The following is a 25,091-nucleotide window of genomic DNA, read 5'->3' as shown; positions in this document are numbered from 1 at the left end:
TAACCCGACCTGAAATAAATTAAACCGATGAGCATTTCCTCCACCATAAAATCAATTCAGGACATCATGCGCAAGGATGTCGGCGTCGACGGTGACGCCCAGCGCCTGAGCCAGTTGGTTTGGATGCTGTTCCTGAAAATTTTTGACGACCGCGAAAATGAATGGGAATTGCTGCAAGACAACTACCAATCGCCATTGCCGCAACAATACCGCTGGCGTAACTGGGCCGCCGATGCCGAAGGCATGACCGGCGATGCGCTGAAGCAGTTTCTCGATAACGATTTGTTTCCCGCTTTGCAGCAACTGCAAGCCAAAGGCGGCGACCAGCGCGCCTATGTGATCCGCTCAGTGTTTGAGGACGCCTACAACTACATGAAATCCGGCCAGCTGATCCGGCAGGTGATCAACAAAATTCAGGAAGGCGTCGATTTCAACAAAGCGCAGGAACGTCATTTGTTCGGCGACATGTACGAACAATTGCTGCGCGATTTACAGGCCGCCGGTAATGCCGGTGAGTTCTATACTCCCCGTGCCGTGACTGAGTTTATGGTGCGCAGGGTCAATCCACACCTCGGCGAGAAAATCATGGATCCGGCCTGCGGCACGGGCGGTTTTCTGGCCTGTGCCATCGAGCACATGCGCAAGCACGATGTGAAAACGGTGGATGATGAAGCGCAACTCCAGGCCAGCATCTTCGGCATCGAAAAAAAACCGTTGCCGCATTTGCTGTGCACCACCAACATGATCCTGCACGGCATCGACGTGCCGATCAACATCCGCCACGATAACTCGCTGAGTCGCCCGCTCATCAGTTGGACACCGAAAGAACGCGTCGATGTGGTGGTCACCAATCCGCCGTTTGGCGGCATGGAGGAAGACGGTATCGAAACCAATTTCCCGGCCGCGTTCCGCACGCGTGAAACCGCCGATCTGTTTTTAGTGCTGATCATGCAACTGCTCAAACCCGGTGGCCGCGCCGCACTGGTTCTGCCCGACGGCTTCCTGTTCGGTGAAGGCATCAAAACGCGCATCAAGGAAAAACTGCTGCAGGAATGCAACCTGCACACCATCGTGCGCCTGCCCAACGGCGTGTTCAGTCCGTATACCGGCATCAAGACCAACCTGCTGTTTTTCACCAAAGGCACACCCACCCGGCATATCTGGTTTTACGAGCATCCTTACCCGCCTGGTGTAAAAAGTTACAACAAAACCAAACCGATGAAAATCGAAGAATTCGACGCCGAAGCAGCGTGGTGGAGCAAGGAAGAAGGCGGTTTCAAACATCGCGTGGAAAATGAATACGCCTGGAGAATTGATCTGACGGACGTTCAGGCGCGCAACTACAACCTCGACTGCAAAAACCCGCATATCGGCGAACAGGAAATCCACGATCCCGATGTGCTGATGACGCAATATCACGCCATGCAAATGGACATCGCCGCACTACGCGGGCAGTTGAAAGAAATATTAGAAGCAGCATTAACCCCCAAATCTTCCAACTCAGACATCCAACCACCCCCCTTAGAAAAAGGGGGGCAGGGGGGATTCAAAATGGAAGATTAAGGATTATGCAACCCTACAAATCCACCCTAAAACCCTTTTCCAGAACCTTGCGCAGCAACCTGACCGACGCCGAACAATTGCTCTGGTCAAAATTGCGCCGCAAGCAAATTCTAGGCGTGCAGTTTTACCGCCAGAAACCCTTGGCCAACTACATCGTCGATTTCTATTGCGCCGCGGCTAATCTCGTCATCGAACTGGACGGCTCGCAGCATTTTGAACCGGATCACCAGGCCAGCGACGCGGAACGAGACCGGATATTGGAATCACTGGGTTTACGGGTGTTGCGCTTTGACAACCGACAGGTTATGCAAGAACTGGATGCGGTAATGCGGGTGGTTTTTGATGCGGTGGAGAAGGGAATCCCTCTTGGAATCCCCCCTAGCCCCCCTTTTTCAAAGGGGAGTGGAATATGAGCGCTGAAACTCCGGGGATTGCTTCTGATAAAAAACAAAACGTTGAAGCACCCACTTCAAAAACACTCTCCACAACACCCACAATCACCATCCCCCCCTTTGAAAAAGGGGGGCTAGGGGGGATTATTCCAAAAGAGCCAGAGTGGATTCACCACCTCGACATCTGGACCACCGCCGAAACAGAAAAGAAATCAGGCCGAGGTCGTAGTGGCGGCAATAGTGTCAGCGTGTACGGCATCCAAAAACTGCGCGAACTGATTCTGGAACTGGCGGTGCGCGGCAAATTGGTACCGCAAAACCCGAATGATGAACCGGCTGGTGAATTGTTGAAGCGGATACAGGCGGAGAAAGCCAAGTTGGTGGTTGAGGGAAAGATCAAGAAGGACAAACCATTGCCGCCGATAACGGACGAGGAAAAGCCGTTTGAATTGCCGCAAGGGTGGGAGTGGGTGAGGCTTGGTAATATTTCGAGTGCCGTTCAATATGGTTATACCGATTCAGCAAATCACCAGTCAAGAGATGTGCTTCTTTTACGCATAACAGATATTCAAGATAATACTGTTAACTGGGCTACCGTACCAGGGTGCAATATCTCGTTGTCTGATTACGAAAGTTATGAACTTAAAAATAACGATTTAGTAATTGCAAGGACTGGTGGAACAATTGGTAAATCATATTTGGTAACTGGGCTTGATCAAAAAGCTGTGTTTGCATCCTATCTCATTAGAATAGGTAGTTTGTCTTCAATATCTTCCAAGTATAAAAAGGTGTTTTTAGGTTCGGTATTGTATTGGAAGCAGCTCGCAATAAGTTCTATGGGCACTGGCCAACCAAATGTGAATGGAACAGCTTTGAAGGGCTTAATTTTTCCACTCCCGCCCCTTCCCGAACAACACCGCATCGTCGCCAAAGTCGATGAACTGATAGCGCTGTGCGATCAACTGGAAACGCAACACATCAATGCCGCCGAAGCTCACGAAAAACTGGTGAACCACCTGCTCGGCACACTGACCCAATCGCAAAGCGCGGATGACTTCAGCGCCAATTGGCAGCGCATCGCTGCGCATTTTGAGTCGTTGTTTACCACCGAAGCCAGTATCGACGCACTCAAACAAACACTGTTGCAACTGGCAGTGATGGGCAAACTCGTGCCGCAAGACCCGAACGATGAACCGGCCATTGAATTGTTGAAGCGCATACAGGCGGAAAAAGCCAAGTTGATGGCTGAGGGGAAGATCAAGAAAAGCAAATCCCCCCTAACCCCCCTTTTACCAAGGGGGGAAACAGGTTCAGTTGCAGCAACATCAATCAATCACACTACGACTTCCCTTTCTAACCCCCCTCTTTCTAATTCCATCCCTAATCCTACCCCCCCCTTTGAAAAAGGGGGGCCGGGGGGGATTCAACAGGAAATTTCCAAGGAGGAAAAGCCGTTTGAATTGCCGCAGGGGTGGGAATGGGTAAGGCTGGAAGATTTAATGCTGGAATTTCAGAATGGAGTTTCAAGTCGTGGCGATTCTGATGGGTGCAGAGTAATCGTATTGCGTTTAGCTGATATTAAGAATCGGCAAATTTCACTCGAAGAACCCCGAGAGCTTTTGATATCACAAAACATGATTGAAAAATATAGTTTAATTCCAGGTGATATTTTAATTATCCGCGTGAATGGAAGCGCTGATCTGGTTGGCGGGTTTGTTGTTTGTGAAGAACACTTTGATGGTATTTATTGTGATCACTTTATTCGCATGAGAATCTCACAAAGTATCTTTAATCCTAAGTTTCTTGTATTAATTGGTGCTTCACAATTGGTTCGCAATCGAATCAAAGACTTATTCGTTACGACAGCGGGGCAAAAGACAGTTAATCAAGGCCATATTGGTTCGTTAATAGTCCCAATTCTGAGTGTTAACGAACAACACCGCATCGTAACCAAAGTCGACGAACTGATGATCCTTTGCAATCAACTCAAATCCGGCATCACGCAAGCCAGCCAATTGCAGAAAAAGCTGGCGGATGTGGTGGTTGAGCAGGCGATAGCTTCCTGAAAGAATATATGAACAGTACTCAGCTTGTACTATTCACCCTTGCCAGCGGCCGATCCGGCACCAGTTATCTTGCTGATTTTTTCGCCAAAAACATCACGCAGTGTTACAGCACACACGAGCCTTATTTCACGTTTGGCAATCCCACGTTGTTCGGCAAGCCCATCGCATGGAATACACAACATAACGACCAAGCGTTACTGCCGGTGCTGGAGCGCAAATGCCGTTTTATCGCCAGCCGCAAGCAGCCTTTTTATTTTGAATCCAATCATGCTTTCCTGAAGGCATTTAACCGCCATGTCGGCACGCTGCTGAACAATCCGGGGTTTATCCATCTGGTGCGCCATCCGCTGCGGGTGGCGAAAAGCGAATATGTGCGCGAGCGGATGATACGCCAGCTGCGTGTTCCGTTTGTCGATTATACGGACGATACCGGCGAACGCTTGTTCCGCTGGGCATTGACCGGGCAGGAGGAGGTGTTCCGGAACTATCCGCCATCGTTCAGTCGCTTGCAGTTTTACCTGTTGCAATGGCTGGAAATTGAATACCGCGCCATGCAATTGATTCGCGATAATCACTGGCAAGACCGGGTGTTTTTTATTGATGTTGATGTGGATCTGAAGCGGGAAGCGGTGTTAAAAGATATGATCCGATTTTTTGATTTGCCGCATCGGTCTATTCTTAACATGAACCTACGCCGCAACCCAACCCCGTTTATCGGTCCGACCATTCTCACGGAACAGGATAAGCAGGAATTCCAGACCATTGCGCGCGATTTGCCGGAGCGTTATAAAAAAATGCTACAGAATAAGCCTTATCGTGATTGCAGTTGGTTTGCCGAAGTGAGTCCGCTCATGAAGGATGGCAACTGAGTATTACGCGAGTGGTTCAGTGTGAAATTTTCTGAACCACTGCTAACAATAATTCTAATTTCCCTTATTTGCTTTAGATCCTGCAAAAGTATCATTTAAAATGGGTGAGGAAGTTAATTCCCAATTCATTGAATTGCCGCGTTGTTCAAGTACGACAGTAAGCACCTGATTGTTATATTGAACGCAAGGTATGGTCAATAGACTACCATTGACTGTAGCCATACATATCGAATTAGCTGCTATACAACTTGAAATATCCCTGAAAATAACACCACCAGGAACGTCTGTGCTGGTCGTAGTAATAATCGCGGTGCCGTTGTTGACTGTTATATCGGTGGCTGAAATACCTTCTCCGAGCCCCAAATCCAGAGAAGACTGACCGCTGAAACAGAGATTAGGAGTGGTGGTGCTGTCAGCATTAAGAACGCTGGCGATTAATTGAGGAGAACCGGACGCTGGATTGTCAAGAATAAAGACCGTATCACCTACGGTAGCAACATTTTCAGCGAATACCGACTGTATTCCTGAAACAACCAGGGATAGAGCACAAACTATTGATAATGCAAATTTATTCATCATCTTCTCCAGATATAAAAGAAGATTTATTTTACACGAATAAATATCCACTTCTGTGGATCTTAAAAAAACAAATAATAGTTCAGGAAATTTCAAACTGAGCCACAACCGAACATACCGCTCATCAGCAATGAAAACTTGTTCGATCAGCATGGTATTCGGCGTATCTGGTAAATAAGAAATTTTTTACCATCAACTTCATTGATCTCTCCGGTCGAGATGACAGTTAGTTAGAGATTCCTCGAATTAGTCTGAAATTGTAACCTACACTGATATTCTCGCTTTCGCCTCACGCCGCAGCGGAATCTCCTTCACCCAAGCATACACTGCCGGAAAAATAATCAGTGTCAGAATCGTCGCGGAAACCATGCCGCCGACCATCGGGGCGGCGATGCGGCGCATGATTTCGGAGCCGGTACCGGTGCTGAGCATGACCGGCAGCAGGCCGATGACGCTGCCGGCGATGGTCATCATCACCGGGCGGATACGGTAAACCGCGCCTTGCACCACGGCGTCGTACAAATCGGTTAAGCTGACCTGCTCGGCCATCGCTTTACGTTGCCGGGCGATGGTGGCGAGCGATTGATCGATGAAGGTCAGCATCACCATACCGGATTCTGCGGCGATGCCGATCAGGCCGATGAATCCGACCACCGCGGCAATGCTCAGGTTGTAATCAAGCCAGTACATCAACCAAATGCCGCCGACCACAGAAAATGGTATCGACAGCATCACGATCAGCGTTTCGGTCAGGCGGCCGAAATTCAGGTACACCAGCAGGAACACCATCAAAACAGTCAACGGAATCACGATTTTCAGTTTTTCGGTAGCGCGTTGCATGTACTCGAATTGTCCGCTCCAGGTTGCATAGTATCCGGGCGGGAATTGCACCTGCGCTTGCACGGCTTGCTGCGCGTCGGCGATGTAACCGCCGATGTCGCGGTCGCGCATGTCGATGAAGATATAGGCCGACAGTAGGGCATTTTCGGTACGGATACTCGGCGGCCCTTGCATCAGCTTGACTTGCGCTAATTGACCCAGTGGAATCATGGTGCCGCCCAGCGCAGGCACCAGCACTTGCGTGGCGATGGCCTGCGGGTCGCTGCGCAGTTCGCGCGGATAGCGGATAGCCACATCAAAACGCTCGCGGCCTTCCACTGTGGTAGTGATCACTTCCCCGCCCAACGCCACCGAAATGACTTCGAGCAGATCACCCACTGCCAGGCCATAGCGTGCCAATGCCAGCCGATCCGGCTCTATATCCAGATAATAGCCGCCGGTGATGCGCTCAGCATACGCGCTGGTGGTGCCGGGTACGGTTTTTACCACTGCCTCGATTTGCCGGGCGATGGTTTCGATCTCGGTCAGATTGTTGCCGAACACCTTGATGCCGACCGGCGTGCGGATACCGGTGGCAAGCATGTCGATGCGGTTCTTGATCGGCATGGTCCAGGCGTTCGCGATACCGGGAATTTGCAACGCCTGATCGAGTTCGGCAATCAACGTATCGATGGTCATGCCGGGGCGCCATTCATGCTCCGGCTTCAGATTGATGATGGTCTCAGTCATTTCCAGCGGCGCCGGATCGGTGGCGGTATCGGCGCGTCCCGCTTTGCCGAACACCGAGGCCACTTCCGGAAAGCTCATGATGATTTTGTTTTGTGTCTGCATGGTTTCCGCCGCCTTGGTCACCGAAATGCCCGGCAACGTGACGGGCATATACAGCAGTGTGCCTTCGTTTAATGTCGGCATGAATTCGGTGCCCAGCCGCATGGCCGGATAAAGCGTCACAGCCAGCACGCCCAACGCAATCATCAGGATGGATTTTTTCCACTGCATCACGCCCGCGACTATCGGTTGATAGCAGCGAATCATCAGGCGGCCTAGCGGATTATCTTGCTCGCGCGGAATGCGGCCGCGGATCAACAAAAGAATCAATACCGGAACCAGCGTAATCGACAGGATGGCCGCACCGGCCATGGCAAAGGTTTTGGTATACGCAAGCGGCTGGAACATGCGTCCTTCCTGTGCTTCCAGCGCGAATACCGGCAGAAACGATACCGTGATGATCAGCAGACTGAAAAACAGCGACGGCCCGACTTCCTGGCATGCGGCAATTACCGCATCCGTGCGCGATTCTCCCGGTTTAAGCCGCGCCAGATGCTTATGCGCATTTTCCACCATGACAATGGCGGCATCAGTCATTTCCGCAATCGCCAATGCAATACCGGCCAGGCTCATGATGTTGGAGTTAATGCCGAGCTGCGCCATGGCGATGAAGGCGATCAGCACGCCGATCGGCAGCATGATGATCGCCACCAGCGCGCTGCGCACGTGCATCAGAAATACCGCGCAAACCAATGCCACGATGATGATCTGCTCGATGAACACTTCTCTCAGCGTCGCAATGGCGCGGTGAATCAGCTCGGAACGGTTATACACCGACTCGACCGAAACATCCTGTGACAGCCCGGATTTGATCTGGTCAATTTTTGCTTCGAGATTATGGATGACATCCAGCGCATTCTCGCCATAGCGCGCCACCGCAATGCCGGAAACCGCCTCCCCCTCGCCGTTCAGCTCGATAATCCCACGACGTTCGCCGGGCACCAGTTCCACGCGGGCAATATCCCGCAGCAACACGGGCATGCCGATATGCGCTCGCACCACCAGATTCTCCAGATCGCTGATGCTTTTCAGATAACCCCGGCCACGCACCATATACTCGGTTTCCGCCAGTTCGATCACACGCCCGCCGACATCGCGATTGCTGGCGGCGATCACTTCGGTGATGCGTTTCAATGGAATGTCATACGCTTGCAGGCGGCGCGGGTCAACAGTGACCTGATAGGTTTTGACGAAGCCGCCCACACTGGCAATTTCGGATATGCCGTGCGTGGTGGTAAGTTGATAGCGCAGGAACCAGTCCTGAATGGTGCGCAATTCATCGAGGGTGCGGTCTTTGGCGGTTACGACATACTGATAAATCCAGCCGACGCCGGTAGCATCCGGGCCCAGCGCAGGCCGCACATCCTGCGGCAGTTGATTGGCCGCAAAACTCAAGTACTCCAGTACGCGCGACCGCGCCCAGTAAATATCAGTGCCATCTTCAAAAATGACATAAATGAACGAAACCCCGAACGCCGATTGGCCGCGCACCACTTTTGCCCGCGGCACCGCCAGCATGGCGGTGGTGAGCGGGTAGGTGACCTGATCTTCGACCACTTGCGGCGCCTGGCCGGGATATTCGGTATAAATGATGACTTGCACATCGGACAAATCGGGAATCGCATCAACCGGCATCCTCCATAGCGCGTAAATACCCCAGCCGACGATAAATACGGTGCTCAGCAATACCAGGAAAACATTGCGGATCGACCATTCAATCACATGTTTGAGCATGTCAATATCTCCTAGTGATCGTGAAACGTATCTGCGGGTTGAATGCGCACAATGACAAACTCGCCCGCCGATTCTTCGGCGATTTCAAAAATGACTTTCTGACCCGGTTTGAATGCTTGCAGTAACAGCGGTTCTTGAACGCGAAAATCCATCACCATGGCTGGCCACTTCAGGCTGGCTATCGGACCATGTGCAAGGGTGACCGTCGCATGAGCAAAATCGATCGCCTCTATGCTACCTTCACCGCGATATTGCACTGGGGAAGCGGATAATACCGCCGAGCTGGGTGCGATTTCCTGCTCGCCGGATACCGGGTAGTACGTCGTGTGGCCAAAACTGTTGAGCGCACTTTTAAAATTGCTTTCCGCATCAATCAGGAAATTGGCCTTGACCACTACGGCCTCACCGGCTCGAAGCCCACCCAGCACCTCGGCATAGCCATCGGCATGCATGCCCAGCTTGACCGTGCGCGGCTCATAGCGTCCCGTCCCCAGATCCACCAGGACAACGCGCCGGGTTCCGGTATCCAGCACTGCTGAATCCGGTACGGTCAACACTTTATCCTTGCGGTGAAACGATGCAAATTCGGCACGTGCATACATGGCGGGCTTCAATAGGCCATCGGGATTGGCCAGCACGATGCGTACGATGGCGGTGCGCGTCTCCGGTGTCACCACCGGATTAATAAAAGCCACTTCACCGTTGAAAATTTTGTCCGGATACGCATCCACGCGCAGAGTTACCGGTTGGCCGGAATGAATCATGCCCAGATCCTGTTCGAATACATCGGCCAGTATCCACACACTCGACAAATCGGCAATTTGATACAGCACTTCTCCTGGCATGAAACGTTGCCCTTCAATGACTTTCTTTTCCAGCACCACGCCATCAGCTTTAGAACGCAGCGTCAGGTACTGACGAACTTCACCGGTCTGCTGCAAATGCCGCACTTCACTTTCCGCGACATCCCAGTTGCGCAGCTTTTGTAATGCGCTGGTAACCAGCCGTTGCATCGCGGCGCGCACATCCGGATCGCCATCGACAACGGATTGCAAACCGCGCGCAGCGATCAGATATTCCTGTTGTGCGGCGATCAAATCAGGGCTGTAGACATCCATCAGCGCATCCCCTTTTCTGACCGCCTGTCCCGTGGTGTTTACGTACAACCGTTGTATCCATCCTTCAAACTTGGTCACTACCGTGTATTGCTTGCGTTCATCCGTTTGCACTGTTGCCACGGCGCGCACGGTACGTATCAGTTCACGTAATTCCGCCGTTTCGGTACGCACGCCGAGTTTTTGCACTTTTTCGGTGCTGATGGCCACAATGCGCTGATCCGAGGGCGCTTCATCACCGTCGTAAACCGGCAGATAATCCATTCCCATCGGGTCTTTTTTAGGCACCGGAGAAGTATCTGGCAATCCCATTGGGTTACGGTAATACAGGATCTTGCGTTCTGCGTGGGTTATTGCTGTTGCTGTCGTTGTTACGGCTGTTTGCGATTGCGTATAACCCCACCAGTAGCCTGCGGCCAGCGTGACTAGCAACGCGATTCCGGCCAAAGCCGATTTAATCATGGATGACATGGAAAGCTCCCGGATGATTATCAGTGCACATGTTTGCCCACCAGCCAATCAATCTCCGCCAGCGCCTTGTTGTAATTGGCGATTGCGGTGATGCGATTGGTCTCAAAATCAAATACCGTCATTTGATTATCCAGTAGAGTCAGAAAATCAACCCGGCCCACCTGATATGCGGCTAATGCGGATTCAACCGTCAATCGCGCTTGCGGCAGAATGGTGGTTTGATAAAGTTTGATTGATTTCAGGCTTTGTTCGGCCACGGCAATTTGCTGCCGCAGCCTTGCTGTCACCTCGTTACGTTGTGCCTGATACAAACTGGCTGCCTGGTCGCGCAGCGCTTGCGATTCCAAGATGCGCGGCTCGATCTTACTGCCACGCCATACCGGCAGATTGACCGCTACCGTCATACTGACCATGTCATCGCGCCGAGTACCGTCCAGCATGTTGTCACGCTGGCCATACGATAAACGCACATCGAAGTCCGGATAGGAGGCGCGGCGTGCCAAATCAACGGATTTTTCATTGCGCGCAATCAGACTTTGCAATGCCAACAGTTGCGGACGCTGTAGCATGGCCTCCTGTTGCAGCATCTCCATACTCAAGGGAGTTTCCTGAATGTGCAGTAACACCGGGACCAGAACCTCGGTTTGAGTGCTGCGTCCCAATGCGCGCATCAGTTCCGCCTCAAACACAGGCTGCTCGCGTTCCAGCTCCAGCAATCTGTCCAGCATTCTTGAAACCTGTGTCTGCGCCTTCAGCACATCCGCCTGGCTGCCTTGCCCTACTTGATAACGTTCTTCAGCAATGCGCAAGAAATATTCCAGTGTCTGCCGGTTTTTCTCAACCAACTGAAATATCTCGCGCGTAAGACCCAGATCAAAATAAGCCGTCTTCAGGTTATGAATCACCCGGTTAACTGTTTCCTGATAACCATATTCAATCGCTTGTGCATCCTTGCTGGCAACTTCCTTGCGTAAACCGCGTTTGCCAGGAAAAGGCAAGCGCTGAGACAGACCGATCATTTTCATCGTCATATCTTCACGGTTAAAGGGGGATGACGCCAGCGGCGCATTAATCACACCCGCTTCGAGCATGGGATCATCCAGCGCCTCGGCCGGCGCAATTCTTTGTTGTGCCGCTATGCGCTCCTGTTGTGCCGCTTGGATTTCAGGATTGTTTTCCAGCGCTTCTCTGATCAACCCAGGCAATAATGGGGTATTGCCCAATTGCGATACGGTTGAGAACTCATGTGTAGCAGCCGAGTGCGTGAACACGAGGGATCCGGTTTTGCTGGCTTCCCCCTGTGCCTGTACATGAGCTGTGATCGTAGTCGCAACCCATGCAATGGCAACTATGCCAGCGCGATTCACCGCAACCTCCGAATGAAATTTTGTTGTTTCCAATACGTTCTAATAATGAATAAAATGAGCATGCTAGCCTCCCGACAGGTGATCTCGTCCGCTCTAATGAGAATGAGTGGATACCAAGGATTTTGCGATCTTGCACTTTCTGCGCTAGACAAGCCGCCGCGCGGAATCTTTGCGAAGAATCGCTGTTTTGCCTAAGCCACCGGCAAAATTATAGGGGGGCAGAGAGGGGGGGATGCTGCGGCTGCTCCGGAACAAACGATGTGAATCCGGAATTCGATGAAATAACAATAGAAGTGATTTTGAGAAGCAGTGGCACTATGTAGCCAGATAATATCGGCGTACTGCTATAAGCATTGCATGACGTATCATCGCAGGGCAGGCTGGATAACACATGGTTTGCCGTGTCATCGGTCGCTTGCTTATGACAGCCGTCATGATGATGCTTGTCGATGGCAATCGCCGACTGGTCAACAGGACTGTGAAAATTTTTCTCTTGCGCGCATACGGACAAAACAGCCGCTGCGACGCCTTGCAGGGGCAACCACAGCATAAAGAAAACCAATAGCCATGTACAGTTATACGCTCTCATTTTTTTATTATAAACATTTTCCGGATTTGACAAATAAAATCCGCACAGTCTTCGATTCATCCGCCCGGCTGACTGGATACTGTCAATTGCTGATACTGCCGCTCATACCGCTCGGCTTTCGACCCATCCCCAGCTAGCCTGGCTGCCTGTGCGGCACGATAAATGCCATTACGGCGATTGGGTGTACGTATCAATGAAGCTTCTAGTTCCTGTAACGCTTCATCGGGGCGTTTCAGTTCTAGCAGCAATTCCCCCAACAACTCCCGGGCAGGAATGATGGCTCCCGGTGTAACATTGTCTTTTTCCGTCGAGTCTTCCAATTCAGCCGCAGCTCGCATAAGCTGAACAGCATCCTCCGGTTGGCCTTTCCCGTGCGCCACCCAAGCTGCAACCGCCAAACGCTGGATTTCGATTTGATCCGCGGTATAGTCTTTATTGGCGGCTCTGTCGGTATCACGTAACGTTTCCAGGCGTTGCAGACTGTTCTGGGCAGCCGTCATTTTTCCAACTCTCGCCGCCCCCAAACCACGGGCAAAGTGCGTGATGGCTTCGCACCAGCCAAATTGTTGCCACGGAAAATCACTTGGATTGACGTCAAGTCCGGCAGCCTCATCCCATTGGGCGCGTTCGATCGCATAGCGCGCCGGAATTGCCGCGTAGGCATATGCGGTCGTGGTATTTTCCGGCCGCACTTTCTTAATCGATTGCAGCTGTTGCAGAATTTTCCGGGCTTTTTCGGTTTCACCCATTTGCAAATAAGCGTACATCGTGTAATCCATGAAATGGAGCTGCTGATCCCAGGTTTCAGTCAATGCGTTTTCGTGTGCATGCGCCTTTACTGCATGACCGGCCGCCAGATTGGATTGCACCGCATCCTGCCAATATCCCAGCCGAATGAAAATATGCGATGGCATATGAAGCGCATGCGGCACTGCCGGTGCAATACGCGCGTATGTCCGCGCGGCATTCAATCCAAGCTCGGCCAGCTCGGGATAATCGCTACTATGAATGACGTAATGCGTTACCCCCGGATGATCCGGTTGATGTTTCAGCACCTTTTGCAGCAAACGTAATGCTTCTTTCTGATTGACAAAGGTTTTGTCACTGGGAGAAGCTGTGGAAATCAAAGCCAGCGCATAAAACACCATCGCTTCGAGATCATCGGGATTTTGCATCATAATCCGCTCCATCGCACTTTGGTATGCCAACTTCCGGGCGCCGTAATCCACTTCCTCATCATCCTGATACAAGAATTCAGCAGCCTCAAGATAGGCCGCTTCCCTTTTTGTTTTGATGGCTTGCTTGCTTACCTGTCGTAATGCCTCGCGTCCTTTCCGCAACTCCTCTGCAAGCGGGGGCGTCGCCCATAATTGATGATAAAGACTCATCGCAACACCCCAATAACCCATGACGCAATCCGGATCGGCCACCGTCACTTGACGAAATGCCTTTTCCGCCTCGTCATACCAGAACGAATGCAACATTGCCACAGCCTGATTAAATTGCGTTTGCGCCATCGCTGTGCAAGAAACCGGGAAGCTTACCTTGCCCAGATTTTCCTGATCGAAAGTGCCCGAATGATGGTGATTCCGATCCGCCTGCAGCGGACCGGCAAACAAAAAGGCTGCGATGGCGACCATCGTTATGAATGTTTTCATGTAACACCTCAAAATTTTTTGATATCTCAATGTAGTTGGTTCACTGTTATTCCGTCAATGGCAGTTTGAGACAATACGTCGGCGCTTGTTCCGCTGGAAGTTGGGTACCGCGCCCTGGAATTGATTCGCGACCTTGTCTGGCAAATGCGCGTGTTTACATCAATGCCGATGTAGATCTAAAGCGGGAAACGGTTTTAAAAGATCCGGTCAGATTTTTTGATTTACCGCATCAACTCGCCTTTAACCGGGTTATCGTAAGGAAGGCAGGTTCACCGGAGTGAAACCGCTGAAAATAGGGATGATAATTGAGAATATATGTATCTAGTCTATGCGTTTTTTCTCGCCACGGAAGAACCTTCTTTATCAAAAATACGCGGTGAAAGCTGATCAATGACACGAACTTACAGCGGCATTGCTACCGCTGATAATGAATCCTACCTCCTGACTGACTACTTTTAGATTACTGAGCAGGCCAGATCTGGCTGCCATTGAAGTTTATGCGCAAATCGCGATCCAATTGATTGGCAGACGGTTTAACGACTACGTCAACCCCTACACCACAGGATTCAGGTAAAGGGGTAGCGCTGCGAGCAACTTTCAAGGTGGCAGGTGAATCATACCCATGCCGCTCAGGTGAACCGTCGTATATAGAGCCAACCGCCGGTGCCCATATATTAGCCGTTTCCGCATTAATACCCGCAACATCAGTAATTTGACAAATATCAGCAATTCCAGGAACGAATGTTACACTTTTGGCGCATGAACTTTCGTTAATAATAACACCTGCCGTCGTAAATGGAATTACGGCTCTAAAACCACCCTTCAAACCATTACCACCACCTGTCCAAAAACCAAGCTTATTACCCAGCGAATCTTTGATATAGTCCTCAAAGTCAAAAATACTGCGATCTTGAATTTTTGTAACAGGATTGCCCCAATTTGTTACAAAATCGGTCAAATCACCGGTGTGCGGTGCACCATCGACTGTTATGATCGAGTCCTTCCCGTCGGGAAATACAACCACGGTTCCAAGTACAGTAACATCAACTGCACCGGTTGTTGGGTTTGTACAACCATGCCCAACTACTACAGCATTATAATCACTGCCGTGCTCTGCTGCGTTTTCTTGGACTTCCGGTGTTTTCAATCGTGTGTGCGCGAATGCGGACTGCCAAGCTCCAGCTAATCCAACCGCAGTTATCAAAATTAAAGTACGATATTTAAGTGTTGATGATTTCATTATTTATAAAACTCCCTTTAATATTTAAGCTTATTACCATTTTTACAAAAATTTATGATAAAACCTTCGTTATCAGAGGAGGAAAAGGAAGATCGAGGTTTACATCAAACGAATGGGCATTTCACGCTTTATTTAAGCGCAGAGACGGATAATACTTTTAATTAAAAAATAATCAATGCGACAAAATGTCGCACTTACAATCTAATTCTATTAAATTCATGATGTTGTATTTATGGCAAATAAATTTGTGCCGAACGCCCTACACCTACTCTCACAGTAAGATCACGAGTAATTACAAGTTAAATCTCAAAAATATGTCGCAAGATCCAATTTTATTGGCTCTCCGTAGACCGGCATATTTTTTGAATAGATCACAGATCCCCGGAAAATTTTAGAAAAACGCTTCGTGCGCCGCTTATCGTTAATATAATCGACACAATGATGTGACAAGATATGGAACTGAAGGAAACCATCCATGAACGATGACAACCGTAACAGCAATAACATTAACGGACGATCCACATCTGAGTTACTGGAAAACGTCGTCGTTGTATATCGCAGTGATACCCTGACAGTCGGTGAGATCAAGAATACACTACACGAACGCGGTTTTGGCGTTCTGCTCGCTATTGCCGCATTGCCGCTTTGTCTTCCCGTACCGGTGCCACCAGGGTACACAACATTTTTCTCGATCCCGCTGTTCATATTCTCGGTACAAATGATGCTGGGCATGCAAGCACCCTGGTTGCCCGTCTGGATAGAAAAAAAAGAAATCAAACGATCCAGCATGGAAAAACTGATTGCTAAGGCTAATCCTTGGCTCAAAAAAATTGAACAACGCTTGCAACCGCGACTGACTTATATCAGCGTACATACCTGGGAAAGAATTATTGGCGTTTTTACATTTGTTTTTGCTTTATCCATAGCCCTTCCTATTCCTCTGACCAATTTTCCGCCCGGCTGGGGAATACTCATTATGTCATTGGGATTACTCAGTAAAGACGGTATTACCATACTTATTGGCATGATCGTCGGTACGATAGGCGTTGGGATTACCATGATAATCCTTACGCTGCTCTGGATGGGCATGTCTCTGCCAACGTTTTATTAGCACGGAGTGGATGAGCACGCTTTTTGCAATGTGCGAATCCCAATAAACAGCAAAACGACAGATACCACATCATTGCTTTTTTCTGAATTCAAATTTAGAATGACGCGGTATGTGCTTTTTTACGCTAACCGAACCTCTGCAATTATCAATATCGTTAGTCGCTAAAATGCACGGCACATCAATGGGAAACTAGGGTTCCGGCCAATATAGGCAAGGTGACTGGTCCAAGAGTTTCCGGTCTCATGATAATGGGGCTCCACGGAGGGATAAAAGCCCGGGAGAAATTAGTCGTGTATCGCTGATACATGGATCTTTCGCTATTATTTCTCGACCAAGGAGACTTATTATGTTCAAAACTTCAAAATCAGCCAAGGAGTTAACAAAGCCGGTGACGCATACAATGCGTCCCAGCATGAATATCTGGAACAGCTTTACGCTGGGCTTTGCAGTGGTATCGCCAATCGTTGGTCTCTATGCGATCATAGGTGTGCAGACCACTGTGACGGGTGGGGGCTGGTTTGCTGCGCTAGTGATTTGTTTGTTAATGCAATTGTTGGTGGCGACCGTGTATGCGGAATTGTCGTCGCAATTTCCGATTGCCGGTGGCGCGTACAAATGGGCGAGACAGCTTTATGGCATCACGGCCGGTCATTATGCCGGGGTCATTTACGTCAGTTCCACCATTGCCATGCTGACCACCACAGCCTATGCCGGGGGCATTTGGTTTGCCGGTTTTTTTGGATCGGAAGGTGAAAGCGGTAGCGAAAAAGTTTTATGGGCCATAATTTTTCTGGCTCTGTGCACTCTGCTGAATCTGGTACATGTCAATATTTTCAAGCTCGTTATCAAGCTCGGGGTTTATGCTGAGGTAGTCGGATCACTGGGTATCGCGATCCTGTTATTCCTGTTTTTCCGTCAACATTCTTTTGTGGAATTGTTTCAGCATTTAGGTACCGGCACAGCACCCAGCAGCATCGCTGCTTTTCTCGCAGCACTTGCGATTGCCGGCTGGGCATTCATCGGTTTTGATGCCTGTTCGACTACCGCAGAAGAAACACATCAGCCGGAACACGCGGTGCCGCGGGCGATATTTTTTTCGCTCTGTACAGTCGGGACCGTGGTGATTTTCAACTCGGCCTCATTGGTATTGGCTTTTGACCATGATGTTTTGACTCATAGCAGCGTGACCGCCGATCCGATTACACCGTTAATCGCCAGTCATTTCGGAGCCTGGATTGAGAAGCCGTTTCTGGCGATTGTCATGATCGCATTTCTTGCCTGTGGCGCATCGGTAGTCAAATACACTTCACGCATTGTTTTTTCAATGGCGCGTGAAGGCAATTTACCCGGCATACTCAATAGAGTCACACCAGCCAGCACACCACGCAATGCCATTCTCTTTACTGTTCTGCTGGCAAGTTGCGGATTAATATTTGGCCTTAACGACGATGCCGTAGCGACCATCATCGCATTTGGCACAGGCGGTCTTTATGCCATGTTTGCATTCACTACCGGAGTCGCGCTGTTTGCCAGATTGACCGGCCGCTGGAATCCGGATTTGGGACAATTAAAGCTGGGAAAATGGGGATTGGTCATTAACAGTCTGGCATTTGCCTGGGCATTATTCGAACTGATCAATATCGCCTGGCCGCGCCCTTATGCCATTGCAGCCGATGCCCCATGGTGGCAGTTATGGGCCACGCCCCTGGTACTGGGCAGCATTCTGAGCGTTACTACAATCTATCTGTTTTTCGGTAAGTTATTGAGGAGCCGGTCATGAATCATCAACCACAAATCATCTGGAAGCAAATCGTACCCGGCGGATGTCATTGGTCGGGCATTATCCGCCGCGGGACTACGTTGCGTTTAACCGATGTCGACGGAGGTGCGAATGCAGCGGTATTGTTTTTTAACCAGGAAGAAAAGCTTGAACGCTACAACATGGCGGATACCTTGAAATCACAACATACCTTTCGTTTAACCAAGGGACATGCCTGCCATTCCGACATGGGGCGAATTTTCTGTTGCATCACGGCAGACACCACCGGCTGGAACGATACCGTATGCGGCTTGAGCGATACTGATATGATTCAGAAGAAATATGGTACCGCGCGTTTCCAGGAGCATCGCAATCAAATGTTTCGCAGCGGCCTGGATGGTCTCCTGATCGAACTGGGTAAGTGGGGATTGGGCATACGCGATATCGTAGCCAACATCAATTTTTTCAGTAAAGTCACAACAGATACTTCAGGCGAACTGGCATATCAGAGTGGCCATAGCAAGTCAGGGGATTACGTCGATTTAAGCTTTGTAATGAATACGCTTATGGTGCTGTCCACAGCACCACATCCGTTGGACTCCAAAAAACCCTATCAACCTGGCATGGTTAACTTGGAATTGTTTAATACACCCCCGGAGGCCATCAAGGAATGCCTGCATATCAGTGAAAATATCCGTGCATTACATAATGCGCAAAACTTTTATTGTGAGGGTGTGAAATGAATACTTCTTATTTGCATACCAGCCCATTCAATCCCGAACATGCCGTAATTGATGAAGTTTGCGCGGCCGGAGAACCCTGGGTCAAACAAGTCAAACAGGGACAAACTTTTCGCATTGTCGATCTGGAAGGCAACCAGGCAGTCGATACCTTGTTCTACAACGCTCATAACCCAGAAGAACGTTATAGCGCTGCTGACACTATTAACCGGCAAAACAAGCTGTACCTCTCGACCGGCAGCAGACTTTATTCCAATCTTGGCAATATTATGCTCAGCATCACTGCGGATACTTGCGGACAACATGATACGCTGGGTGGTGCCTGCTCGGCTGAAAGCAACACCGTGCGCTATGCGCCGGAAAAATTTCCAATGCACAGTTGCCGCGACAATTTTCTGCACGCGCTGGCGCATGATCCACTTTGCCGGGAATTAGGCATAAGCAAGCGCGATTTGCCCAGCAACATCAATTTTTTCATGAATGTTCCGGTTACGGAGGCCGGCGGCCTGGAGTTTGCCGATGGTGTTTCTGCGCCAGGAAAATATGTCGAAATGCATGCGGAAATGGACGTCATCGTATTGATTTCCAACTGTCCTCAGCTCAACAATCCATGCAATGCGTATAATCCAACGCCGATCCGGCTGTTAATTTGGGACTAATGCCATGTTCAGCAAAGTACTTATCGCCAACCGCGGTGCAATCGCTTGTCGGATCATCCGTACACTGCGCCGCATGCAAATAACAAGCGTGGCCGTTTATACTGAAGCCGATGCGTTATCCCGCCATGTTACCGAAGCCGATGAAGTTTACTGCATTGGAGATGGCGTTGCAGCGGAAAGCTATCTGCGCCCGGATAAAATCCTTCAGGTTGCAGAACAATCCGGCGCTCAAGCCATCCATCCGGGTTATGGATTCTTAAGCGAGAATGCGGAATTTGCTGCGCAGTGCGCCGCGCAGAATATTTGCTTTATCGGCCCCACACCGCAACAAATGCGCGCTTTTGGTCTGAAGCATACTGCACGGGCTCTGGCGATGGAGAATCAGATACCGTTGTTACCCGGAACCGGCTTACTGGAAAACCTGGATGCTGCCCGTCATCAGGCTAAACATATCGGTTATCCCGTTATGCTGAAAAGTACCGCCGGCGGCGGCGGTATCGGTATGCGCCTGTGTTGGAATCAAGATGAATTGAGCGGCGCTTACGAATCCGTCAAAACGCTTGCGCAAAATAATTTTAAGGATGCCGGTTTATTTTTGGAAAAATATGTCGACCAAGCACGTCATATCGAGGTACAGATTTTCGGTGACGGCAAAGGTCAAGTCGTCGCCTTGGGCGAGCGCGATTGCTCCATGCAACGGCGTAATCAGAAGGTCATAGAGGAAACACCCGCTCCCAACCTTGCGCCACATCTGCGGCAGGCATTGCTGGATACCGCGGTACGCCTTGGCAAGGCCGTCAATTATCAATCCGCTGGCACCGTTGAATATATTTTTGATGCTTCTACGGGTCAATTTTATTTTCTCGAGGTTAACACGCGCCTGCAGGTTGAACACGGCGTAACCGAAGAAGCAACCGGTTTTGATCTGGTGGAATGGATGGTGCGACAAGCCGCAGGTGATATGCCGTCGCTTGATTCCTTCACCATTCAGCCTCGCGGAGTTTCCATTCAAGCCAGAGTTTATGCCGAGAATCCTGCAAAAGAATTTCAGCCTTCGAGTGGTACCCTGACTGCAGTGGAGTTTTCTGCTGCCGCACGTGTCGAGACCTGGATTGAGCGCGGCATTGAAGTTTCCGCGTATTATGATCCGATGCTGGCGAAAATCATCGTCCACGCACCGGAACGCGGGGAAGCCATCACCAAATTGCTGGCTGCGTTGGAGAACACATCGCTATATGGGATTGAAACCAATCTCGCGTATCTGGAGCAAATACTGCACAGCGCGGCATTCCGTAACGGACAATCGAACACGCAATTTCTCAACGGATTCCATTATCAACCGCATAGCATCAACGTCCTGAATGCCGGTGTGCAGACCATGATCCAGGATTATCCGGGACGTACTGGTTACTGGAATGTGGGCGTTCCGCCTTCCGGGCCGATGGATAATCTGGCCTTCCGCCTGGCTAACCAATTGGTCAATAATTTGGATGATAGTGCCGGACTGGAAATTACCCTTGCAGGCCCGACACTGGATTTTAATTGCGACAGTATCATAGCCATTTGCGGTGCGCCGATGGATATATTGCTGGATAACGAACCGCTGCCTCAATGGCAATCCCATTTTGTCAAAGCAGGCGCACGCCTGCAATTTGGCAAAATCAAACAAGGTGGCAGCCGGGCTTATTTGGCTGTATATGGCGGTTTCCAAGTGCCGGATTACCTTGGCAGCAAATCCACTTTTACGCTCGGGCAATTTGGCGGGCATGCCGGGCGTGTATTACGTACCGGGGATGTGCTTCATATTCCTCCGCTTCCATCCCCTCATCCTCCTGTTTCACGGTATTTGCCGCACGCATTGATTCCGCAATACGCCAACCGTTGGGAAATTGCAGTCCTGTATGGCCCTCATGGCGCACCCGATTTTTTCACTTCCGCGGACATCGAACATTTTTTTGCCGCTGAATGGAAAGTACACCACAATTCCAGCCGCACAGGCGTGCGGTTGATTGGTCCCAAACCACAATGGGCACGTAGCGACGGCGGGGAAGCCGGCCTGCATCCTTCCAACATTCACGACAACGCTTACGCCATAGGCGCAGTGGATTTTACTGGGGACATGCCGATCATCCTCGGTCCCGATGGCCCCAGCTTAGGGGGGTTTGTTTGTCCGGTCACCATTATTCAGGCAGAGCTTTGGAAAATCGGACAACTCAAGCCTGGCGACAGCATCCGCTTCCGTCCCGTATCGATAGGGCAGGCTTCTGCGTTGGAACAACAACAGAATGAATTAATCAAGAATTTTGAGACGAATAACCCTGAAAGGGCTCATTCCATTTCCGGAGAACCGGGAGATCCTGTTCTCCATCGTATTCCCCAAAGTACAGAACAGATGCAGGTGACTTATCGTCAGTCCGGTGACAAATACCTGCTGATTGAGTACGGGCCGCCGGTACTTGATCTCAATTTGCGCTTCCGTGCTCATGCCTTAATGAACTGGTTGCAGCAACGGATCGATGACGGACTTAGTGGCATCCTGGATCTGACACCCGGAATCCGCTCCTTGCAAATCCACTTTGAATCCTTGCAGCTGTCGCGCGATGTATTACTGGAGCTTCTGATCGCAGGCGAAAAGCAATTGCCTGCGATTGATGATATGGAGGTGCCGTCCCGCATCGTTCACCTTCCTTTATCCTGGAATGATATCGCGACGCAACGGGCTATCGAGAAATACATGCAGTCAGTGCGTAGCGATGCACCCTGGTGCCCGAGCAACATTGAATTTATCCGCCGTATTAACGGACTGGAAAGCATTGAAGATGTCCGGAACATCGTTTTTGCAGCCAGTTATTTGGTTATGGGACTCGGGGATGTCTATTTGGGTGCCCCTGTGGCTACCCCGCTGGATCCCCGCCATCGTTTAGTGACTACCAAGTACAATCCAGCCCGCACCTGGACGCCTGAAAATGCGGTCGGTATAGGCGGCGCTTATTTATGCGTGTACGGCATGGAAGGGCCGGGCGGTTATCAGTTCGTCGGACGTACGATACCGATGTGGAATCGCTACCGCCAGACAGCAGATTTTATCGATGGGAAACCCTGGTTACTGCGTTTCTTTGATCAGATCCGGTTCTATCCGGTGAGTGAAGATGAATTGCTCAAGTTGCGCAAGGATTTTATTAGCGGACATTTTAAACTGCGTATCGAAGAAACTGTTTTAAACCTTAACCAATACAATATCTTCCTTCAGCAGCAAGCTGCCAGCATCAACGCTTTCAAAACCACGCAACAAGCGGCATTTGAAGCCGAGCGGAGGCACTGGGAAGCCAGCAATCTATCCCAATATGTCAATGAAGATATGTTGGATGAATCCGATGCGCAAAGCGAGCTGGACTTGCCGCAAGGTGCGCAGGCAATCAGCGCTCAGGTGACCGGTACCGTCTGGAAACTGTTGGCCAAAGAAGGTGATCGTATTGAAGCGGGTAAGCCCGTTATCGTAATAGAGTCGATGAAAATGGAATTCGCAGTAGATTCACCGGTTACTGGCACAATACGACAATTATTCTGCAAACAGGGAGGATACGTATCTGCCGGACAGGCGCTTTTCGTCATTCAGGAAGAAAAATGATGGGAAAGAAGCTTTTCCCGCTGGGTGACATCGCATCTTTGCTGCAATGTTATGCGAGTGACGAACTCTCACCGACTCAATTGGTTGAAGCAATTCACGCCGAGATTCAGAATGATCCCGATCATGCCTGGATCTCTACACTTCCGCTGGAAGCATTGAAAGATTATGCCCGTAAAGTGGAAGCCGCAGATATGGCATCGCTCCCATTGTATGGCATACCTTTCGCCATCAAAGACAATATAGATTTAGCGGGATTACCAACTACGGCGGCTTGTCCGGCCTTTGCTTACTCGCCCTCATGTAGCGCAACTGTTGTGAAAAAATTGATCGATGCAGGTGCAATTCCTATCGGCAAAACCAATCTTGACCAATTCGCCACCGGACTAAACGGTACACGATCTGCTTATGGAGCTTGCCGGAACGCATTTGATCCTGCCTATATCTCCGGGGGCTCAAGTTCGGGTTCGGCTGTCGCCGTGGCCAAAGGACAGGTATGTTTTAGTCTCGGCACCGATACTGCGGGCTCCGGTAGAGTTCCCGCCGCTTTTAATAATCTGATCGGATATAAACCCACCAAAGGTTGGCTCTCGACGCATGGTGTGGTACCCGCCTGCCGTTCTCTTGATACGGTATCCATTTTCGCCTTTACTGTTGTTGACGTGGCACACATCCTGGAAACTTGTGTTGGCTACGATGCAGCGGATATTTATTCCAGGAAAAGAAAAGGGCACGGCTTCAATTTTGGCACCGCCCTCCATTTCCGTTTTGGCATTCCGCGCAAGCAACATCTTAAATTTTTTGATAATCATGATAGCGAACGGTTATTTGATGAAACCATAACGCGCATGCAGGCGCTGGGTGGGGAAGCTGTCGAGGTTGATTTTGAACCCTTTCTTGAAGCTGCCCGGCTTCTTTACGAAGGTCCTTGGGTAGCTGAACGTTATGCAGCGATTCAATCATTCTTTGAGCTGCATGGCGATCAAATCATTGCCCCGGTGCATGAAATCATCGCAACTGCGAAACATCGCTCAGCGACCGATGTGTTCAATGGTTTTTATCAATTACGCCGCATCAAACAACAGGCAGATCAGATTTGGACCCACGTTGATTGTTTATTAACACCCACCACAGGAACGATCTACTCCATTCAAGCCATACAACGGGACCCTATTCGTCTCAATACCAACCTGGGTTATTATACCAATTTCATGAATCTGCTTGACTATGCGGCAATAGCTGTCCCTGCTGGCTTTCAGAATAACGGACTACCGTTTGGCATAACGCTGGCAGCACCTGCTCACCAAGATCATCCATTACTGCATCTGGCCCATCGTTTACAACAGGCTCAATTACTCTCTCTAGGCGCAACTGGTATTGCAATGCGTCAGGATGCTCATTTTCCTGCCGTGCCCGGATCGGGACAGGTACGGATAGCTGTCTGTGGCGCACATTTATCCGGCTTGCCATTGAATGGACAATTAACCAGTCGTCGAGGCCGCTTGGTGACAAGCACCACCACTTCCCCTGACTACAGGCTCTACGCATTACCCGGAAATCCTCCGCAACGTCCTGGGTTAATTCGGGTCAACAAAAATGAGCAGGGGGTTCCGATTGAGGTGGAAGTTTGGGAGTTACCGATGCTCGAATTAGGAAGTTTTGTGGCCGGCATTCCAGCACCCCTCGGGATCGGCACCATTACGCTGGCGAACGGTGAAACGCTGCTCGGTTTCGTCTGCGAACGTTATGCCGTCGAGAATACATTGGACATCAGTCAATTGGGTGGATGGCGTAACTACCTGAAGCAACGGGATCTCTCATAATGGAAAACGAATTGCGCTAATTCAGATATCTCAGAAAAATGGTTGAGATTCACCCGGTTCTATTTC

General features: G+C 50.2%; 17 protein-coding genes and 1 riboswitch. Of the genes, 10 read left to right on the top strand and 7 right to left on the bottom strand.

The window, feature by feature from the left end:
- Positions 1-27: 27 nt before the first annotated feature.
- Genes ATY38_RS05350 through ATY38_RS05335 form a run of 4 tightly spaced genes read left to right on the top strand, consistent with a single transcriptional unit; the run spans position 28 to position 4,890 of the window.
- Complete coding sequence (locus ATY38_RS05350; protein ID WP_062558398.1) at positions 28-1,563, top strand: type I restriction-modification system subunit M; 1,536 nt, start codon at positions 28-30, stop codon at positions 1,561-1,563.
- Between the two features lie 5 nt (positions 1,564-1,568).
- Positions 1,569-1,976: an endonuclease domain-containing protein gene (locus ATY38_RS05345; protein WP_062558397.1), complete on the top strand. Its 408-nt coding sequence runs from the start codon at positions 1,569-1,571 to the stop codon at positions 1,974-1,976.
- Positions 1,973-4,021 (top strand): restriction endonuclease subunit S, encoded by a 2,049-nt coding sequence (locus ATY38_RS05340; RefSeq protein ID WP_062558396.1) that lies wholly within the window; start codon positions 1,973-1,975, stop codon positions 4,019-4,021. Before ATY38_RS05345 ends, ATY38_RS05340 begins: the two co-directional genes overlap by 4 nt.
- An 8-nt stretch (positions 4,022-4,029) precedes the next feature.
- Positions 4,030-4,890, top strand: coding sequence for a hypothetical protein (locus ATY38_RS05335; protein WP_062558395.1), 861 nt, complete (start codon positions 4,030-4,032; stop codon positions 4,888-4,890).
- Positions 4,891-4,944: 54 nt separating this feature from the next.
- Here the strand turns inward: ATY38_RS05335 and ATY38_RS05330 are convergent, their stop codons facing one another.
- The 7 genes from ATY38_RS05330 to ATY38_RS05295 form a co-directional block, all read right to left on the bottom strand.
- Positions 4,945-5,619: a hypothetical protein gene (locus ATY38_RS05330; protein ID WP_062558394.1), complete on the bottom strand. Its 675-nt coding sequence runs from the start codon at positions 5,617-5,619 to the stop codon at positions 4,945-4,947.
- 111 nt (positions 5,620-5,730) lie between these two features.
- Positions 5,731-8,868: an efflux RND transporter permease subunit gene (locus ATY38_RS05325; protein WP_062558393.1), complete on the bottom strand. Its 3,138-nt coding sequence runs from the start codon at positions 8,866-8,868 to the stop codon at positions 5,731-5,733.
- An 11-nt stretch (positions 8,869-8,879) separates the two neighbouring features.
- Positions 8,880-10,454 carry an efflux RND transporter periplasmic adaptor subunit gene (locus ATY38_RS05320; protein ID WP_062558392.1) on the bottom strand — a complete coding sequence of 525 codons (1,575 nt, stop codon included), beginning with the start codon at positions 10,452-10,454 and terminating at the stop codon, positions 8,880-8,882.
- 20 nt (positions 10,455-10,474) lie between these two features.
- Positions 10,475-11,821, bottom strand: coding sequence for a TolC family protein (locus ATY38_RS05315; protein WP_062560106.1), 1,347 nt, complete (start codon positions 11,819-11,821; stop codon positions 10,475-10,477).
- A 208-nt stretch (positions 11,822-12,029) separates the two neighbouring features.
- Entirely contained in the window at positions 12,030-12,410 is a 381-nt protein-coding gene (locus ATY38_RS05310; protein WP_235590396.1) for a hypothetical protein, read from the bottom strand.
- A 56-nt stretch (positions 12,411-12,466) separates the two neighbouring features.
- Positions 12,467-14,068 carry a tetratricopeptide repeat protein gene (locus tag ATY38_RS05305; protein WP_062558391.1) on the bottom strand — a complete coding sequence of 534 codons (1,602 nt, stop codon included), beginning with the start codon at positions 14,066-14,068 and terminating at the stop codon, positions 12,467-12,469.
- A 460-nt stretch (positions 14,069-14,528) separates the two neighbouring features.
- Positions 14,529-15,308: a hypothetical protein gene (locus tag ATY38_RS05295; RefSeq protein WP_062558389.1), complete on the bottom strand. Its 780-nt coding sequence runs from the start codon at positions 15,306-15,308 to the stop codon at positions 14,529-14,531.
- 475 nt (positions 15,309-15,783) lie between these two features.
- Between ATY38_RS05295 and ATY38_RS05290 the strand changes: the two genes are divergently transcribed.
- From ATY38_RS05290 to atzF, 6 genes are all read left to right on the top strand, one after another.
- Positions 15,784-16,419 (top strand): exopolysaccharide biosynthesis protein, encoded by a 636-nt coding sequence (locus tag ATY38_RS05290; protein WP_062558388.1) that lies wholly within the window; start codon positions 15,784-15,786, stop codon positions 16,417-16,419.
- A 178-nt stretch (positions 16,420-16,597) separates the two neighbouring features.
- Positions 16,598-16,702: riboswitch (guanidine-I (ykkC/yxkD leader) on the top strand.
- Positions 16,703-16,765: 63 nt separating this feature from the next.
- Positions 16,766-18,199: an APC family permease gene (locus ATY38_RS05285; protein ID WP_062558387.1), complete on the top strand. Its 1,434-nt coding sequence runs from the start codon at positions 16,766-16,768 to the stop codon at positions 18,197-18,199.
- Entirely contained in the window at positions 18,196-18,921 is a 726-nt protein-coding gene (locus ATY38_RS05280) for an urea amidolyase associated protein UAAP1 (RefSeq protein WP_062558386.1), read from the top strand. The genes ATY38_RS05285 and ATY38_RS05280 overlap by 4 nt, the downstream gene beginning before the upstream one ends.
- The gene (locus tag ATY38_RS05275; RefSeq protein WP_062558385.1) at positions 18,918-19,577 is read left to right on the top strand and encodes an urea amidolyase associated protein UAAP2; all 660 of its coding nucleotides are present in this window, start codon (positions 18,918-18,920) and stop codon (positions 19,575-19,577) included. The genes ATY38_RS05280 and ATY38_RS05275 overlap by 4 nt, the downstream gene beginning before the upstream one ends.
- 4 nt (positions 19,578-19,581) lie before the next feature.
- Complete coding sequence (uca, locus tag ATY38_RS05270; RefSeq protein ID WP_062558384.1) at positions 19,582-23,205, top strand: urea carboxylase; 3,624 nt, start codon at positions 19,582-19,584, stop codon at positions 23,203-23,205.
- On the top strand, positions 23,202-25,025 hold the full coding sequence (gene atzF / locus ATY38_RS05265) for an allophanate hydrolase (protein WP_082633003.1): 1,824 nt from the start codon (positions 23,202-23,204) through the stop codon (positions 25,023-25,025). Before uca ends, atzF begins: the two co-directional genes overlap by 4 nt.
- Positions 25,026-25,091 lie beyond the last annotated feature (66 nt).

This window comes from Nitrosomonas ureae, assembly GCF_001455205.1.
Lineage (GTDB): Bacteria > Pseudomonadota > Gammaproteobacteria > Burkholderiales > Nitrosomonadaceae > Nitrosomonas > Nitrosomonas ureae.
Note: the sequence above shows the minus strand (reverse complement) of the source record. Positions and strands in the feature narration are given on the sequence as shown.